The 14664-nt window shown below is 70.8% G+C and carries 14 protein-coding genes; 6 read left to right on the forward strand and 8 right to left on the reverse strand.

From position 1 onward, the window contains the following. Position 1: 1 nt before the first annotated feature. The 3 genes from ACFVXA_RS05690 to ACFVXA_RS05700 all read right to left on the reverse strand — a co-directional run bounded on the left by ACFVXA_RS05690 (position 2) and on the right by ACFVXA_RS05700 (position 4250). Positions 2-1036: an AAA family ATPase gene (locus ACFVXA_RS05690; RefSeq protein WP_383737658.1), complete on the reverse strand. Its 1035-nt coding sequence runs from the start codon at positions 1034-1036 to the stop codon at positions 2-4. A gap of 320 nt (positions 1037-1356) precedes the next feature. Next, positions 1357-3630, reverse strand: coding sequence for a trypsin-like peptidase domain-containing protein (locus ACFVXA_RS05695; RefSeq protein ID WP_390023935.1), 2274 nt, complete (start codon positions 3628-3630; stop codon positions 1357-1359). After that, positions 3627-4250, reverse strand: coding sequence for a CU044_2847 family protein (locus tag ACFVXA_RS05700; protein WP_390023937.1), 624 nt, complete (start codon positions 4248-4250; stop codon positions 3627-3629). Before ACFVXA_RS05700 ends, ACFVXA_RS05695 begins: the two co-directional genes overlap by 4 nt. 152 nt (positions 4251-4402) lie before the next feature. On the opposite strand from ACFVXA_RS05700, the gene ACFVXA_RS05705 reads away from it, so the two are divergent. Beyond that, complete coding sequence (locus ACFVXA_RS05705; protein ID WP_024761804.1) at positions 4403-4588, forward strand: DUF6104 family protein; 186 nt, start codon at positions 4403-4405, stop codon at positions 4586-4588. A gap of 151 nt (positions 4589-4739) precedes the next feature. On the opposite strand, the gene ACFVXA_RS05710 is transcribed toward ACFVXA_RS05705, so the two are convergent. Next, entirely contained in the window at positions 4740-5567 is an 828-nt protein-coding gene (locus ACFVXA_RS05710; RefSeq protein WP_390023939.1) for a hypothetical protein, read from the reverse strand. A 166-nt stretch (positions 5568-5733) separates the two neighbouring features. Here ACFVXA_RS05710 and ACFVXA_RS05715 point away from each other — a divergent pair, with 166 nt between their 5' ends. Further along, positions 5734-6633 (forward strand): DUF4097 domain-containing protein, encoded by a 900-nt coding sequence (locus ACFVXA_RS05715; RefSeq protein WP_384018904.1) that lies wholly within the window; start codon positions 5734-5736, stop codon positions 6631-6633. 1 nt (position 6634) lies between these two features. Continuing rightward, positions 6635-7702 (forward strand): helix-turn-helix transcriptional regulator, encoded by a 1068-nt coding sequence (locus ACFVXA_RS05720; RefSeq protein ID WP_389745042.1) that lies wholly within the window; start codon positions 6635-6637, stop codon positions 7700-7702. A 165-nt stretch (positions 7703-7867) separates the two neighbouring features. Here the strand turns inward: ACFVXA_RS05720 and ACFVXA_RS05725 are convergent, their stop codons facing one another. The 4 genes from ACFVXA_RS05725 to ACFVXA_RS05740 form a co-directional block, all read right to left on the reverse strand. After that, a complete protein-coding gene (locus ACFVXA_RS05725; RefSeq protein WP_390023941.1) occupies positions 7868-8461 on the reverse strand; it encodes a Clp protease N-terminal domain-containing protein in 594 nt (197 codons plus the stop codon). Continuing rightward, positions 8461-8670, reverse strand: coding sequence for a helix-turn-helix domain-containing protein (locus ACFVXA_RS05730; RefSeq protein WP_010984411.1), 210 nt, complete (start codon positions 8668-8670; stop codon positions 8461-8463). Before ACFVXA_RS05730 ends, ACFVXA_RS05725 begins: the two co-directional genes overlap by 1 nt. 176 nt (positions 8671-8846) lie before the next feature. Further along, on the reverse strand, positions 8847-9812 hold the full coding sequence (locus ACFVXA_RS05735) for a zinc-binding dehydrogenase (RefSeq protein ID WP_390023943.1): 966 nt from the start codon (positions 9810-9812) through the stop codon (positions 8847-8849). Between the two features lie 305 nt (positions 9813-10117). After that, positions 10118-11341, reverse strand: coding sequence for an NADP-dependent malic enzyme (locus tag ACFVXA_RS05740; RefSeq protein ID WP_362027469.1), 1224 nt, complete (start codon positions 11339-11341; stop codon positions 10118-10120). A gap of 540 nt (positions 11342-11881) precedes the next feature. Between ACFVXA_RS05740 and ACFVXA_RS05745 the strand changes: the two genes are divergently transcribed. From ACFVXA_RS05745 to ACFVXA_RS05755, 3 genes are read left to right on the forward strand one after another with little or no spacing between them, the layout of a single operon-like run. Beyond that, the gene (locus ACFVXA_RS05745; protein WP_362027466.1) at positions 11882-12844 is read left to right on the forward strand and encodes an ABC transporter substrate-binding protein; all 963 of its coding nucleotides are present in this window, start codon (positions 11882-11884) and stop codon (positions 12842-12844) included. 28 nt (positions 12845-12872) lie between these two features. Then, positions 12873-13838, forward strand: a complete 966-nt coding sequence (locus ACFVXA_RS05750) for an amino acid ABC transporter permease (protein ID WP_390023945.1) — start codon at positions 12873-12875, stop codon at positions 13836-13838. Next, the gene (locus tag ACFVXA_RS05755) at positions 13835-14596 is read left to right on the forward strand and encodes an amino acid ABC transporter ATP-binding protein (RefSeq protein ID WP_362027460.1); all 762 of its coding nucleotides are present in this window, start codon (positions 13835-13837) and stop codon (positions 14594-14596) included. The genes ACFVXA_RS05750 and ACFVXA_RS05755 overlap by 4 nt, the downstream gene beginning before the upstream one ends. Positions 14597-14664 lie beyond the last annotated feature (68 nt).

Below are 14664 nucleotides of genomic sequence, written 5' to 3' on the forward strand. Positions count from 1 at the left end.
GTCACCTCGGGCGGTCGAGTCGCTGGATGAGCAGGTCCGCGAGACGGTCGCGACTGGGCGGGGTGGCCGCGTCGGTGAGGTAGATGGCGTTCAACAGCTGGTCGGCGGCGACCAGTTCGCTGCGCGAGCGCTCCAGGAAGTGCCCGATGAGATCGTCCCCGGCGCGCGCGGCCTCGTCGCCGAGATGGGCGCGTACGAAGGTGGCGAGCCGCTTGTGGTCCGGGCGGCCCAGTTCGAGGTGGATGCAGCGGCGCATCAGCGGGGCCGGGAAGTCGCGCTCCCCGTTGCTGGTGAGCACCACGAAGGGGAAGGCACGGCAGCGCACCCGGCCGTCGCGCACCCGCGCCTTGGTGCCGTCGGCGGTGAGCACCTCGGCCTCCCCGCCGGGCAGCCGGTCGGCGACGCGCTCCAGCTCCGGAATCGCGAACTCACCCTCCTCCAGAACGTTGAGGAGGTCGTTCGGCAGGTCGATGTCGCTCTTGTCGAGCTCGTCGATGAGCAGCACGCGCGGGGTGTCGGACGGCAGCAGCGCGGTACCGAGGGGGCCGAGGCGGATGTAGCTGCCGATGCCCTCGACGGAGCCGGGGGCGCCGGGAGTGGCGGGATCGGCGCCCTGGGGAGCGGCGATCTGCACGTCCTGGAGCCGGGCGATCGCGTCGTAGTGGTAGAGCCCGTCCTGGAGCGTGGAGCGGCTGACGATCGGCCAGCGCAGCACATTGCCCAGGCCCAGTTCGTACGCCACCGAGTGCGCGAGCGTGCTCTTGCCCGCGCCCGGGCTGCCGGTGACGAGCAGGGGGCGGCGCAGATAGAGCGCCGCGTTGATCATTTCGAGTTCCTCGGCGCCCGGCCGGTGCAGCTCGGCCAGATGCCGGTGCGCGCCCAGCCTGCGGTCCTCGGAACCGTCCGACTCACCGTTCCTCCCGGCCGCGTCCCGGCCGGCGAAATCGCGCCAGGGGGGCGGGGCCGGAAGGCGGCCTATGCCGTCGTGCGGTTCACCGGCGCCTCGGTAGATGAGCCACTCGCTGGATTCGGTCATTGCCCAGTCCTCGTCGTCACTCGTCCACCACGGCAGCCGTCGAACGTGCATCACCGTATCGACCCTCGGGAGGCCTCGTAAGGGCCCGGAAGGGGCTCCTGACGGGGACCTGGCACGGCGTCACACCGGGCCGTACGGTCAGGGTGATCATCGCGCCTCCGAGTCGTGCGGTCGTGGCGGTCGGGGGGTCGGCGGGCGTCCGAGTCGTACGGTCGCGGCGGTCGCGGCGGTCGCGGGGCGTCCACGCCGTACGGTCGCGGCGGTCGTGGCGCGTCCACGCCGTACGGTCGCGGCGGTCGGCGCGCCCCCAAGTCGTACGGTCACGGCGCCTCCAAAAGGTCCCCGGTCCCGGGAAGGGGCCGGTGCGGATCGTCGTAGAACAGGGCAATTCCATCGGCCCAGAAGGTCTCCGGCCGGCCCGCGTGCAGGCCGGCGCGCAGCGCGTGCACGAGCTCGGGGAGCCGGTCGGCGCTGCCCGCGCCCGCCACGGTGTCGCCCGCCCCGCGGTGGAACTCACCGCAGACCGCGTCGGGTTGGCCCCGCCAGCGCCGCCACAGCGCGACGCCGTAGCCGCCGTGCACGATCCGTACGAGCGCCACCGGGTCGTCCTCGAAGCGGTGGTCGCCGTAGCGGCAGAGCACCGGGACCGTGCGGTGCGGCAGTCCGCGCAGAGACTCCGTGGGCGGGACGGGTACCCGCAACCCGTCCTCGCAGTCCACGACTTCGGCCCGCGCCGCGCGCGCGTGGATCCACCGCCAGCGGGCCTCGCGCTCGCGCCGCTCCTCGTCGTCGAAGTCGTCGAAGTCGTCGAAGTTTTCGGAGCCGCCCGAGCCGCCTGGGTTGCCGGAGTTGCCCAGGCCGCCTGGGTTGCCGGAGTCGCCGGAGTCGCCGGAGCCGAGGGGTTCCGCGGAGCCTTCGGGGCCCGCGGGGGCGGTGAGGTCGTCAAGGCCGTCGACGGGGGGCTGCTCGGCGAGGTCGAACGAGGCGTCCCCGTCGCTCAGTTGGTCCCGGTCGGCACAGCGCACGACGACGGGCCGGTGCGCGCCGAGCGGCGGCTCGCCGGGGCCGAGCCGCCATTCGTCGACGGCGAGACCGAGCAGCAGATGGGGCAGCGCGACCTGGAGGACGGCGGGCCGCCCGGGTTCGTCGCACTGGCGGAAGGCCTCCGCGAGAGGTCCCGCCACAGCGGCGGGGAGGTCGGCCAGGAGGGTGTGTTCCGCGTCGCGCAGGCGCATCACCTCTCCGGTCGGATGGCTCACGGAGACCCGCCAGTCGCAGCGGTCCGGTTGCCAGGGCAGCTGCACCAGTTCGAGCAGGGCGAAGGGGCGGGGCGCACGGTCGGCGGCGTGCGCCGTCCGTGCCTCCGGCGGCGACGGCTCACGGTGCGGCAACCGGAGGCTCTCGATCCACTGCTGCCCGAGGCGATGACGGTACGCGGGTCCCAGGCCGCCTTCCGCGATCTTCCGCAACGACTCCCACAGCGCCCGCTCCGCCTGCTGCGTACCCGGCGTGACGAAGGGGCGTTCGGCGGTCGCGACCCGCATCAGGTAGTCGAAGACGAGTTCCAGCGCGCCGCCCCGGCGCGAGCTCTCGTACAGCGCCCCGAGACCGTCGCGCCAGCCGCGCGGCGCCGGGTGCGGGATCGCGGCCTGACCGCCGAGGAGGGGTTCGAGGATGTCCAGCAGTCCGCGGGTGCTGACCGGAGGCGGGAGATCGGCGAGCCTGCCGAGCAACTGGGCCCGCTCGTCCGGGCTCAGCGCACGGCCCGGCCGGGCGCCGAGCTGGTTCTGGACGTCGGCCCAGGTGCTGCGGTCGGAGTCGGGATGGCGCTGCCGGTCCCGGTGATAGCGGTCGTGGGCGTGGAAGACGGCCTGGTAGAGATCGTCGTGCTCGGCCCCCAGCCCACCGGCCGGGACCGGCAGGGCACGCAACTGCTCCACACCGGTGCAGGTGCCGCCGAGCCCCCGGTCCGCCTGCGCCTTCAGGACGCCGACGACCTCTCCGCGTACGGGGTCGACCACCGGGCCGCCCGAGACGCCGGGTGGCAGCACGTCGCCGCCCAGCCGGATCTGCTCGTCGTCCGACCAGCCGCCGAGGGTGCCCTGCACCGTGCAGGTCCCGTTCAGCCGGCGCAGCTCCCCGCCGACCACGGACCAGCCGGAGTAGTAGACGACCGCCTCTCCGTAGTACGCCGCCGGTCGCTCGGTGAGATACGCGCAGTCGTGGTCCACGGGCTCGCGCAGCCGCACCAACGCGAGGTCGGGGGCCGGCCAGCCGCCGCGTACGGGAAGCTCGACCTGGTCCGGGAGCGCCGTCGCCACCTCGCCGGCGACGGCGGACGTACCGCGGCCCGGCCCTGTCTCGTAGACCACGGTCACCTCGCCCCCCTCCCCGCTCCGTGCCACATGCGCACAGGTCAGAACCCAGTTCGGAGCGACGAAGAAGCCGCTCCCGAGGAACGTGCCGGGTTCGTCCTGGGCATACCCGGCCCCCGCGCGATGGATGCGCACCGTGGCCGCCATGACGAGATCACGCAGCGCACGGTGAGCGTTCCCGGGCCCGCCCGGTGCGCCCGGGGCGTGCCCGTCCGTCATACCCCGCCTCCGACGGAGGCAGCAGCGTCCCCACCGTGCGCCGGGGCGCCGGGGGACGCGCCGTCGTGCGTGCCGGTCGCCGGATCCGGCTGACCAGTGCCGCCCCCGCCGTGCGGAGCGACCGCCGAACCCGGCTGACCAGAGCCGCCCCCTTGCGCAGCCGCCGACGTATCCGGCCGGCCGGTGCCGCCCCCGCCGTGCGCAGCCGCCGACGTATCCGGCCGGCCGGTGCCGCCCGTGCCCCCGGCGGCCGGGGGTGCCGCGTCGAGGTCCGGTGGGCCGCCGTTCCAGGTGAGGGTCACCGTGATGCCGGCCTTGGCCTCGCCGTCGGCGAGGAGACCGACCACCTTGCCGGCCTTGGCCGTCAATTCGATGCCGAATTCGACGCTGACCTCGTCGGGCCGTACGGCGCGCAGCGGGTCGGCCAGCGAGCGAGCGACGCCGACGATCACCGACCGCAGGCTCTCGACCTGCGCCTCCACCCGCTCGCCGAACCCCGTGTCCGTGTACGACAGCTCGCCGGAGAGCGCCTCCAGCTCCTCGGCCCCCGAGATCCGCGCCCACACCGGCGTCCCGTCCGGCATCTCGACCCGTGCGATCCGGGTCACTGCGTCACCCATGGCATCCCCCGTTCCCCCACGCCCCCGTGGTACCGCCGACCTTGCAGGCTAGCCGCAGGGGGGCGTCCACGACAGAGGACCTCCGGCCGCCATGCGCCCCGCCTATCCTTTTCCCAGCGTTCCACTTCACTTTCACCGACGGAGCACCATCCATGTACTTCACCGACCGCGGCATCGAGGAACTTGAGAAGCGGCGCGGCGAGGAAGAGGTCACCTTCGAGTGGCTCGCCGAGCAACTGCGTACGTTCGTCGACCTCAACCCGGACTTCGAAGTGCCGGTGGAGCGGCTGGCGACGTGGCTGGCGCGCCTGGACGACGACGAGGACGACGACGAGTAGGACGAGGACGGCAGGACGGCAAGGACTGCGAGGACGGCGACGCACAGGACGGGCGGAGTAGATCGCCGCCTCCCTGAGCGAGTCGGTCGAAGGTCCTGTGCGAGCCAGTCGAAGTCGAAGGCCCTGTGCGAGCCAGAAGGTCCTGTGCGAGTCAGTCGAAGGCGCGCAGATGGTCGTACGCCAGCCCGAGGGCACCGTGCAGCGTCAGGAGCGCGCCGGCCACGATCCACCCGCCACTGCGCCGACGTACGCCCCAAGCGGTGAGCGGGAGACCGGCGGCCAGCTCGGCCGCGGCGAGGGCACCGGCCTTCGGGCCGCGGAGCCAGGACTCCGGGCCGCCGCCCTCCACGGCGTCGAGTTCGGCGCGGACCGAGGCACGCCAGCCGGTCCACTCGATCTGCTCGGCACCGGGCTGGATCCGGGCGACCTCACGGAGCCGGTCCGCGGGCTCCCCCGGGTTGAGGCCGGCCGGAAGCATCACCCCCGCGCGCGTGAGGACCGCGAGCAGCCCCCGCATGCGCGCGCGTGCGTCCGCCCCGGGCTCGGGCTTCGTCAGCTGCTCCAAGGGCTGTATGTCCAGCACGGGGTCGAGACCGAGCCGCGCGGCGAAGGTGCGCATCGCCTCGTCCTCCCCGACCGGGGTGCCGTTGGCCAGCCAGTCGTACCCCACGGTGCGCCGGAAACCCGAGGCCAGGGTGTAACCGCTGTGCTCGGCGTCCCACCAGAGGGCGAGGACGGGCCAGGGGGCGCCGACGGCGAGGGCCGTGGCCCACCCGGTGAGCACGCGGTCGACGGGTTCCGCGCCCTGCCGCCAGGCCTTGCCCTCGGGAACCAGCACGCTCCACTCGGCACCGGCCCCGGTGAGCAGCATGTGCTCGCGGAGCAGCTGGGCGGCGGGACCGACCGACTCGGGGTGCGCCCGGCACAGGAGCAGGGCGCCGGGAGCCGTGACCGAAGCACCGCCGGACGCAGTCGACATAGTCACACTTTAGGGCGATTTGCTCACATCAATCCCTCGATGATCCCCAGAACGGGTGTCTTGACTTTCCGTATCCGCGATATATCGTGAATGGCGGAAGACGCGATATGGCGCGTCGAGTTCGGACTCGAGTCGAGGGTCCGGTCCGGTCGAGGAGGTCTGCACCATGTCCGAGTGGTCCGTCGCCGAGCCCAGGAAGCTCACCTTCGACGACCCCGTCACGACCCTGCACGTACGCGTCGTCAACGGAACTGTGAACGTCGTGGGCACCGACGAGGGTTCCGCCCGGCTGGAGGTCTCCGCCCTGGAGGGCCCCCCGCTCCAGGTGACCCAGGAGGACGGCACCCTCACGGTGGCGTACGAGGACCTGCCCTGGAAGGGCTTCCTCAAGTGGCTGGACCGCAAGGGCTGGCGGCGGGAGGTGGTGGTCTCGCTGGCCGTGCCCACCGGCACCCGGGTCGAGGTGGGCGTGGTCGGCGCGGCCGCCGTGGTCTCCGGTATGGATGCCCGCGTGGAGGTTAAGGGCGTCACGGGCGACACGACCCTCGTCCGCGTCGCCGGTCCGGTCCGGGTGGACACGGTGTCGGGGAATCTGGAGGCCCAGGCCGTCACCGGCGACCTCCGCTTCAACTCCGTCTCCGGCGACCTGACCGTCGTCGAGGGCTCGGGCTCCTCCGTGCGGGCCGACTCGGTGAGCGGCTCGATGATCGTGGACCTCGACCCCACGGGCACTCCGACGGACGTCCGACTGACGAACGTCTCCGGGGAGATCGCCATCCGGCTCCCGCACCCGGCGGACGCGGAGGTGGAGGCCAACACCGCGAGCGGCACCGTCTCCAGCGCCTTCGAGGACCTCCGGGTGACCGGTCAGTGGGGCGCCAAGAAGATCACCGGCCGACTGGGTGCGGGCAACGGAAGGCTGAAAGCGATGACCGCCTCCGGCTCCATCGCCCTGCTGCGCAGGCCCCCGACGGACGACGAGCCGTACGGCGACGCTCCTGAACCGCCCGCCGCACCCCCGGCCGAGAGTTCTCCCGAGGCCCCGACCGACAAGAAGGTGCTCTGAGATGGCCCCCGTCTTCGCCCACGGCCGCCTTCGCCTCTACCTCCTCAAGCTGCTGGACGAGGCGCCGCGCCACGGGTACGAGGTGATCCGGCTCCTGGAAGAGCGCTTCCAGGGCCTGTACGCGCCCTCGGCGGGCACCGTCTACCCCCGGCTGGCCAAGCTGGAGGCCGAGGGACTCGTCACCCACACCACCGAGGGCGGCCGCAAGGTGTACGCGATCACGGACGCGGGCCGCGCCGAACTCGCCGACCGCAGCGGTGAACTGGCCGACCTGGAGCTGGAGATCCGCGAGTCGGTGGCCGAGCTCGCGGCGGAGATCCGTGCCGACGTACGGGGCGCGGCGGGCGACCTGCGCCGCGAGATGCGCGCGGCGGCCACGGAGGCCCGGCGGGGCCCCAAGGCCGGCACCGGCGCGAAGGAACACGAGGCCGCCCCGGGCGAGTTCGACGGCCTCGGCGACTACCGCGACAAGGAGTCGTGGCGGGCGGCGAAGGAGGAGATGCGGCGCGTCCGGCAGGAGTGGAAGGAGCAGGCCCGCCGCGCGAAGGACGAGAGCCGCCGGGCCCGCGACGAGGCCCAGCGCGCCCGCCGCCAGGCCAAGGAGGCCCAGGAGCGGGCCCGCGCCCAGGCCCAGGAGGAAATGCAGCGCATGGCCAGGCGGGTCCAGGACCAGGTGCAGGACCACTTCGCACGGGGCGACTGGCCGACGGGCGTCCGCGAGGGACTGACCGAACTCGCCAAGGAATTCGGCGACTTCGGAAAGAACTTTGGCAAGGACCTGGGCAAGGACTTCGGCTTCGGCCGCACCGACCAGGCCACGGATCCGGCCGCCCGGCCGGAGTACACGGTCACCCCCGAGGACTTCCCCGCCGACTATGAACCCTCCTGGGCCCACGATGACTCCACCGGCCACCCCGCCCGCGACCTCGACCGCCTCCTGGACCGCTTCCGCGACGACATCCGCGACACGGCCCGCGACCACGGCGTCACAGAAGACCAACTACGCGAAGCCCGCCACCACTTGTCCACAGCAGCGGCCCACATCGGCGCGACGCTCCGAAGGAGCTGATTCCAGCCCGTCCGAGGAGTGAGGACGCGGCCGTTGAGGCCGAAAGCGGGGCGTGGGGGGGCGGCAGGCCCCGGGGACGATGGGGGTTCCCCCTGCTCGGGCGAAGCCGAGGGCTCGGGGGAGGGTAGGCAGGGAGGGCGCGAAACACTGCGCACCCCGGGCACCTCACCCAGCCTCGGCCACGCCCCCGCCTCTCTCCCCGTCCCCGGCCCCAGCCCCGTACAGCACCCGAGTCACCGCCTCGTACGTCACCCCGTGATCGGTCAGCACCTCCGCGGCCACACCACCCCGCACGGTGAACGCCAGGAGCAGATGCTCGTCACCGATATGCCGGTCCCGACGGGCGACGGCGACCCGAAGGGCCTGGGTCAGCACGTCCTTGGCGCCCTGGGCAAAGGGCCGGCGCTTGGACCGGCGAGCACTCCCGCCCCGACTGCCCGCCTCCAACGCCCCTTGCCCGTGCGCCTCTTCCACCCGGGAGACGATCTCGGACAGATCGATACCGAGCCCGGAGAGGGCATCCACATCGGCGCGGGAGAGCCCACCGCGCCGCCGCGCCTCGGCGAGGTCCCGCTCCACCGACTCCCGTCGGCCGGCCAGTCCGAGCGAGGCGAGGGCGAACGAACCCCGGCTGCCCTCCCGGTCGAGGAGGGCGAGCAGCAGGTGCTCCGCCTCCACGGTGTCGGCGCCCGCCCGCTCGGACCGGAGCACCGCTCCCTCGACAACCGCCCGCGCGTCCTTCGTGAACCGCTCGAACATCACTGCCTCCCGTACTTCTTGTGCACGGCCTGCCTGCTCACTCCGAGTTCCGCGGCGATCTCCTGCCACGACCAGCCCTGATTGCGCGCACTGCGCACCTGCACCGCTTCCAACTGCTCCAGCAGTCTCCGCAGCGCGGAGACGGCCCGCAGCCCGATCCGCGGATCGCGATCACCCGCGCGCTCGGCCAGATCCGTTGCTTCGGTCATGATGTCAACTTACGTTGACAGAGCAGCCCTTGTCAACCACGGTTGACACGCGAGACGAGGCGAGACGCCGCGGGGGACGCCGCAGGACGCGGCGAGACGGCACGCCATGACACGACGACACGGCAACGGCCGGCCCGGAAACCCGGACCGGCCGTGAGAGCGGAAGGAAGGAAAGGTCAGCCGTTGGTGAGCACGATCTTCCCGAACTGGTCGCCCGACTCCAGCCGTTCGAACCCCTCTCGGGCCCGGTCGAGGGGAAGCACCTCGTCGATGACGGGCCGTACACCGGTGGCGGCGCAGAAGGACAACAGGTCCTCCAACTCGTCCTTGGTGCCCATGGTGGAGCCGACGACCTTCAGCTCCAGGAAGAAGACGCGGGTCAGTTCGGCGTGTGCGGGCCGGTCACCACTGGTCGCGCCCGAGATGACCAGCGTGCCCCCGGGCCGCAGGGACTTGATGGAGTGCGACCAGGTGGCGGCCCCCACCGTCTCGATGACCGCGTCGACCCGCTGCGGCAGCCGCGCCCCCGACTCGAGGGCCTCCACGGCACCCAGCTCGACGGCCCGCTTCCGCTTGGCCTCGTCGCGGCTGGTGGCGAACACCCGCAGCCCGGCGGCCTTCCCGAGCACGATCGCGGCGGTGGCCACGCCACCGCCCGCACCCTGTACGAGGACCGAGTCACCGGGGCGCACCCCGGCGTTGGTGAAGAGCATCCGGTACGCGGTCAGCCAGGCGGTGGGCAGACAGGCCGCCTCCTCGAAGGACAGCTCCTTGGGCTTGGGCAGCACATTCCACGTCGGTACGGAGACCTGCTCGGCGAAGGTGCCCGGGTAGCGCTCGGTGAGAATGGACCGGGGCTCCTTGGGGCCGACCCCGTGCCCGCTCTGGCCGATGACGGAGTGCAGCACCACCTCGTTCCCGTCCTCGTCGATTCCCGCGGCGTCGCAGCCGAGGATCATCGGGAGCTTGTCCTCGGCGAGGCCGACTCCGCGGAGGGACCACAGGTCGTGGTGGTTGAGCGAGGCGGCCCGTACGTTCACGGTCGTCCAGCCCGGCCTCTGCTCCGGGGCCGGGCGCTCCCCCAATTCCAGGCCGTTCAGCGGCTGGTCACGGTCGATTCGGGCGGCATAGGCAGCGAACATGACCTTGACGATAGGCGTCACCCTCCACCGGCGGAACCAGGTCCCCCTGTGACACGCGTCCCGCACCCCGGTGCCGGGGCCCTTCCCGCACCCCGGTGCCGGAGCCTTCCCGCATCCCGGGCCGGGGCCGGGGGCCCTCAGCCTCAACCCGTCCGGCATTCGAGGACGAGGCCGTCCAGGCCGAAGCATGGAATCTCGGGGCGACAGCCCCCTCCCCCTCCCCCCAAGAACCCCCGACCACCCACCCACACAAAAAACGGCCCCGCCGGGCAACCACCCGGCGGGGCCGCAACACTCACACCGCGTCAGCGGCGGGCAACCCCCTCGGCCCGGGCAGCCGCGGCCACCGCCGCGGTCACCGCAGGAGCCACCCGCTCGTCGAACGGCGAGGGAATCACGTAGTCGGCGGCGAGATCGTCCCCGACGACCGCGGCCAGCGCGTCGGCGGCCGCGATCTTCATCCCCTCGGTGATCCGAGACGCCCGCACCTGCAGCGCGCCCGCGAAGATCCCGGGGAACGCCAGCACGTTGTTGATCTGGTTCGGGAAGTCGGACCGCCCGGTCGCGACGACGGCCGCGTACTTGTGGGCGATGTCGGGGTGCACCTCGGGGTTCGGGTTGGCCATCGCGAAGACGAAGGCGCCCTCCGCCATCGAAGCCACCGCGGGCTCCGGCACCGTACCCCCGGAGACCCCGATGAAGACGTCCGCGCCCGCGAGAGCCGACTCCAGCGACCCCGAGAGGCCGGCCTTGTTGGTGATCTCCGCGAGCTCGCGCTTGACGTCCGTCAGGTCGTCGCGGTCCTTGGACACGACGCCCTTGCGGTCCGTGACGGCGACATCCCCGAGCCCCGCCTCCAGCAGGAACTTGGCGATGGCGACCCCGGCCGCACCGGCGCCGGAGATGACCGCGCGCAGGTCGCCCAGCGACCGCCCGGTCAGCTTCGCCGCGTTGCGCAGCGCCGCAAGCGTCACGACCGCGGTGCCGTGCTGGTCGTCATGGAAGACGGGAATGTCCAGGCGCTCCTGGAGCTTCCGCTCGATCTCGAAGCACCGCGGCGCCGAGATGTCCTCCAGGTTGACGCCACCGAAGGACGGCGCCAGCCGGGCAACGGTCTCGACGATCTCGTCGACACCCGTGCAGTCGAGCGCGATCGGCACCGCGTCGACGCCGCCGAACTGCTTGAACAGGATGGCCTTGCCCTCCATGACCGGAAGGGAGGCCTCGGGGCCGATGTCCCCCAGCCCCAGAACGGCCGTCCCATCCGTCACCACAGCCACGACGGACGACTTCCATGTGTAGTCGTGGACGAGCTCGGGCTGCTCGGCGATGGCGCTGCACACCTTCGCCACGCCGGGCGTGTACGCCAGGGACAGGTCGTCCTTGTCACGGACGGGCACGGTGGCCTGCACGGCCATCTTGCCGCCGCGGTGCAGCGCGAATGCCGGGTCGAAGGAATCGAGGGGCTCGCCCCCGGCTTCCTGATCCGTACTGCTGTCGCTGCGAGGATTGACGATCTCCGCTGCCACTTTGTTTTACCCCTTAAGTCTTCATTGTTTGAGGGTGACCACTCCTGGTTGAGGGGTGGGCGGGCACCGCGCAAGCCCTGCCGCCGTGGTTGCGTACGGGCGGATGCGCGACGGGCGCGCCGCACACGCGCCCTGAGCCCCGGATGAGGGGTGTAAAGAACCTTCTTACCGGACGGATGGTGCCGACGACGAGTCCATAACGCGAAGGTCACACGCCGGTGACATGACTCATAGCCGAATATATGGACAAGTCCACGACTTGCCCTCATGTCACCGCAAGCGCGGAGTAGCGACCGCCCGCATCGTGAGATGCGCCGAAGATCTTCCGGCCGGAGGGGGTGATTCCCGCATAAGGTCCGGCCTTGATGTACCGGCCCCTAGCGGTTCGGGGGTCACCCGTTATCCGATTTTGACATAGCGGGCCCCCTGAACAGAGCAATCCGAATGGCAGGATGCCGTCATCACAGGAGGTCGCAACACCCGAAGGTGTGTGTTCTCGTCGACCTATCGGTACTCCCTCATCCGCCGGAGGAACCCAACATGACCGCAGGCTCCACCCGTCGTACCACCGCCGCGAAGTCCAGGACAGCAGCGGTCGGCGCGATCGCGGTCGCAGGCGCCCTGATCCTCACCGGCTGCGGTGACCAGACGAACAGCGGAGGTGGCGGGTCCAGCACGACCGCCAAGTCCAACAGCGCCCCGCTCTTCTCCAAGCTGCCGAAGAAGATCCAGGACGCGGGCGTCATCAAGGTCGGCACGAACGCCGAGTACGCCCCCATGGAGTCCACCGAGGGTGGCAAGATCGTCGGCGTCGACCCCGACCTGGCCGACGCCCTCGGCAAGCAGCTCGGCGTGAAGTTCCAGTTCACCTCCGGCTCCTTCGACGGCCTGATCACGGCCGTCAACTCCGGCCGCTACGACATCGCGATGTCGTCCATCACGGACAACAAGCAGCGCCAGGAGGGCCTGGACGACAAGGGCAAGAAGCTCGGCGAGGGCGTCGACTTCGTCGACTACTTCACGGCCGGTACGGCCATCTACGTGAAGAAGGGCAACCCCCAGGGCGTCAAGGGCATCGAGGACCTCTGCGGCAAGACGGCCGCCGTGCAGCGGGGCACCACGTACGAGACGGCCCTGCAGGACCAGTCCAAGAAGTGCAAGGACGCGGGCAAGAAGGCCATCAACATCGAGTCGTTCGACAACGACACCGAGGCCCAGACCCGCGTGAAGTCCGGCGGCGCCGTGGCCGGCATCAACGACTACCCGGTGGCGGTCGACCTGGCCAACAAGGCCGACGGCGGCAAGGCCTTCGAAGTGATCAACAAGCAGTACGACGCCGGCCCGTTCGGCATCGTCCTGAGCAAGAAGAACACCGAACTCCGTGACGTACTGAAGGAAGCCGTCGACGCGATCATCAAGGACGGCTCGTACCAGAAGGTGCTGGAGAAGTGGGGCGCCCAGACCGGCGCGATCGAGCAGTCCGCGATCAACGGCGGCAAGTAAGCCGAGCGCACCACTGAAGGGCAGTCACGTGACTGACAATCTCGACAAGTCCCCCGCGGACGCCCCGCCCTCGGGCGGCACGGTGTCCAAGAGCGGGGCATCCGGGCCGTCCCCGGAATCCATCAAGGCGATCCCCGTCCGGCACTACGGCCGGTGGGTCAGCGGCGTCATCGTCGTCGCGCTGCTGGTGGCGCTCGGCTACGCGTTCTCGCAGGGCGACATCCAGTGGCACACGGTCAGCGACCAGCTCTTCGTGTCCAGTGTCGTCCAGGGCGCCGGCCGCACGCTGCTGATCAGCGTGCTCGCCATGATCGTGGGTGTGGTGCTGGGCATCGTCCTCGCGGTGATGCGGCTCTCGAAGAACCCGGTGACCAGCACGGTCGCCTGGCTGTACATCTGGTTCTTCCGCGGCACGCCGGTCTACGTCCAGCTGCTGCTGTGGTTCAACCTGGCGCTGATCTTCCCCATCCTGAATCTCGGTCCGATCTACAAGAACGAGATGACGGACGTCATGACTCCGTTCATGTGCGCCCTGCTGGGTCTCGGTCTGAACGAGGCCGCGTACATGGCCGAGATCTGCCGCGCCGGCCTGCTGGCCGTCGACGAGGGGCAGACGGAGGCCGCGCACGCCCTGGGCATGAGCCACACCAAGACGCTGCGCCGGATCGTGATCCCGCAGGCGATGCGCGTCATCGTGCCGCCGACCGGCAACGAGTTCATCAACATGCTGAAGACCTCGTCGCTGGTGTACGCGGTCACGTACAACGAGCTGCTGCGTTCCACCTCGGCGATCGGCTCCACGTCGTACGCCGTGATGGAGATGCTCTTCGTCGCCTCCATCTGGTACCTGGCCATGACCAGTGTGTTCAGCGTCTTCCAGTACTACCTGGAGCGCTACTACGCACGCGGTTCCAGCCGCAGCCTGCCTCCGACCGTCTTCGAGAAGATCAAGGCGAACTTGCTTTCGCTGGGCAGCGAAAGGGCCAAGGGATGACCGCGATGGTGAAGGCCGAGGGCGTCCACAAGTCCTTCGGTCTGGTAGAGGTCCTCAAGGGCATCGACCTGGAGGTGAACTCCGGCGAGGTGTTCTGCCTGATCGGCCCGTCCGGCTCCGGCAAGTCGACCTTCCTCCGGTGCATCAACCACCTGGAGAAGATCAACGCCGGCCGCCTGTACGTCGACGGCGACCTGGTCGGCTATCGCCAGAAGGGCGACAAGCTGTACGAGCTCAAGGACAGCGAAGTCGCCCTGAAGCGCCGGGACATCGGCATGGTCTTCCAGCGCTTCAACCTGTTCCCGCACCTGACGGCTGTGGAGAACGTCATGGAGGCGCCGATCCAGGTCAAGGGCGCGAAGAAGTCGGAAGCCCAGCACCGTGCGATGGAGCTGCTCGAACGCGTCGGCCTGGCCGACAAGGCGCGCAACTACCCCTCGCAGCTGTCCGGCGGTCAGCAGCAGCGCGTGGCGATCGCCCGCGCGCTGGCCATGGACCCGAAGCTGATGCTCTTCGACGAGCCGACCTCGGCGCTCGACCCGGAGCTGGTCGGTGACGTCCTCGACGTCATGCGCGACCTCGCCGAGTCGGGTATGACGATGGTCGTCGTCACCCACGAGATGGGCTTCGCCCGCGAGGTCGGCGACTCGCTGGTCTTCATGGACGGCGGTGTGGTGGTCGAGTCCGGCCACCCCCGCGACGTTCTGACGGACCCGCAGCACGAGCGCACGAAGTCGTTCCTGTCCAAGGTGCTCTAGCCGCACCCGAGCGGGAACGCGAAGCGAGGAAGGGGCGGTACGGGTCTCCCGTACCGCCCCTTCCGCAT

Source organism: Streptomyces sp. NPDC058246, from assembly GCF_042881985.1.
Taxonomy (GTDB): domain Bacteria; phylum Actinomycetota; class Actinomycetes; order Streptomycetales; family Streptomycetaceae; genus Streptomyces.